Annotated in this window: 2 protein-coding genes; both read right to left on the bottom strand. The window is 41.8% G+C overall.

What is annotated here, in order from left to right:
- Window positions 1-82 precede the first annotated feature (82 nt).
- Entirely contained in the window at window positions 83-907 is an 825-nt protein-coding gene (locus tag CAG68_RS10690; protein WP_161441127.1) for a hypothetical protein, read from the bottom strand.
- Window positions 908-909: 2 nt separating this feature from the next.
- Window positions 910-2,256 (bottom strand): site-specific integrase (locus CAG68_RS10695; RefSeq protein WP_237667870.1); only part of this gene is annotated, 1,347 nt, incomplete at its 5' end.

Consider the following 2,256-nt stretch of genomic DNA (forward strand, 5'->3'; position numbering starts at 1 on the left):
GCGTTCCTAAGCAGCAGCTTAGATTCCCAACCCGATGAAGCTTCATACGGGGTTGGGGTAACCTTGCTCTTTGGCTTTTACATCAATTTTCCACACTGTCGTCGACATGGAGTTCTTCGGATAAGCTGGAATCTGCATCACTCAAATCGCCGAAATACCAATCTGGATGAGCGCTCGTGAGACTTTCAATGAGTTTTGTGTTGTGTTCTTGTAGGCGTTCTTTATCGCGAGTTAATGAAGCGATATGCTCGTCTAACATTTTCGCACGAGCGCGTTCAACAAAAAGCTCCTGACTTACCAAAAGTAACGTATCGAGCTTTTGCTGTTGTTGGTCAACTCTAGCGCGGTAGTCCGAAACAACTTGCTCTGATAGAGCAAGTTTGTTTTCTAGCTCATTGTACTTTTGACTCTGTGAATCAGTTTGCCGTATCTGCTTTTGCAATTCGTCAATGAACTCAACAAGCTCTTTGTTTTCTTTTTCTAATTCATCAATTTGCTTAAGAGATTCTTGGGTATGGGCGCTAACGAGCTGTTGAACCTCACCATCGAAAGCCTTCCAAACGATAGACATTTCGGCTTGAAGCGCAGAAGTCAGTCGCTGCTCAGAGTCAACAAACCACAGCGCTTTATTACGAACGACAGTAGTTGGTTTTGTAGCTTTCCTAAGTATTTTGAAAGCGATCGCTACTCGCCTAAAATCACCACCAACACGCTTTTGAAGCGCTTTTGCTGAAGTGGGTGCTGTGTTTAAATCGCTAAATGCTGAGGCATACTCGTCAATGGTTTTACCTTTTTCTGTTGAATAGCCTTGTTTTTCCAGTTCAGCGGAAAATCTTTCACGGAGCAATACAAGACTTTCTTCCTGACCGAGGAAGGCAGGAAGAGAGGAAGACAAAGTAGTATTCATAATTACTGTCCAACTTTAAGCGTATCATCGATAATTTTGTAGATTTGCTCTCTGTGTTTATCACTCTTTGCAACCCGTGCTAGTTCGAGTAAGTTTTGTATAAATGCTTTATCATCACTGGCGATGGACTGCGCTGCTTGCTTAGTTTCAACAATGTCATTGGGTACGAAAATGCTGTTTGAATCACCCGTTTTAAATAGTTCTGCTATTGTCCTATCTGCTTTGACTTGCTCTTTCTTCAAACTTACCTTATTACGTTTCGCATAATGCTTTTCTACAATGCTGACGTCTCGATGCCCGAGTAATTCCGCGATCCAAGCTACACTGACTCCACGATTAAAAGGTATCGACGCTCCCGTATGTCGCAATTGGTTTGGGCCTCTATGAGGAACACCTGCCTCTTTCAAGAAACCAGTAAAGAACTGCTTCGCAAACTGTTTAGGGTTCAGCCATGGATGACCCGTTTGCTCATTAAAAAAAACAAACCTGCGTTTTTCTCGTTTAACTGTGATGTTATCTCGTTGCACAACGTCAATAGCGATTGGATCTTTGTCACCAGTTAAGCTCTCTAGTTTGCGGAGTATTTGAGCGGCTTCTGCTGATAGCTCAATTGTTCGTTCAGACTCTTCTGTTTTAGTTACTTTGTACTTGTTTAGAGGTTTTGCTAAGTCAACGTATAGTCGACATTTTTCAATTCCTTGTTCTGTATAAAACTCGATATTTTCCCAGCAAGTACAAATGAGTTCGCTGATACGTAATGCCGTTAGAATGGCAAAAGAAGCCATGTCTTTTGCCATCTCATTGTCGGTATCAGTCAACAATAATTGACGAACTTCGTCTTCGGTTAAGGGAAAAGGATCATCGTTAACAACTTTCAGGTTTTTGATACCTTCCATTAAGTCGCTTTTCTGATGTTCAGACAAGCAGGCTTTAGAGCAAACAGCTCGCAAGATAGTGTAACAACCGTTAATAACCTTACCCTTTTTTCCCTGTTTAAGGAGGGTAGTTGTTAGATTATCAATATCTTCAATAGTGAGTTCAGAAAGGAGCTTTTCCCCCAAGTTTCTGATGATATGTCTGCCATGTGTTTTCATTCCATTAAAGGTAGATTCTGCTACCACTGGCTCGTTGATTTCTAACGCATGGCAAACAGCACGAGCAACAGAATTGAGCTTGTGATCATTTTTATCAAGGGAGACTTTAGACTTGCGGGTGCCTTTCCGAGCTTTTTGAATTCGAGACTTCAGGCGAGGGGATTTTTCATTTTTCTTCGTAGGGTTCATTTCTAGACCTATAGAGTGATAGGCCATTAAGGGCGGCTCTTCTGGCGGAGCCTTATTATGTATAAT

Origin of the sequence: Vibrio sp. V42_P2S4T144, from assembly GCF_009904715.1 — a bacterium.
In the GTDB taxonomy this organism is placed as follows: domain Bacteria; phylum Pseudomonadota; class Gammaproteobacteria; order Enterobacterales; family Vibrionaceae; genus Vibrio; species Vibrio alginolyticus.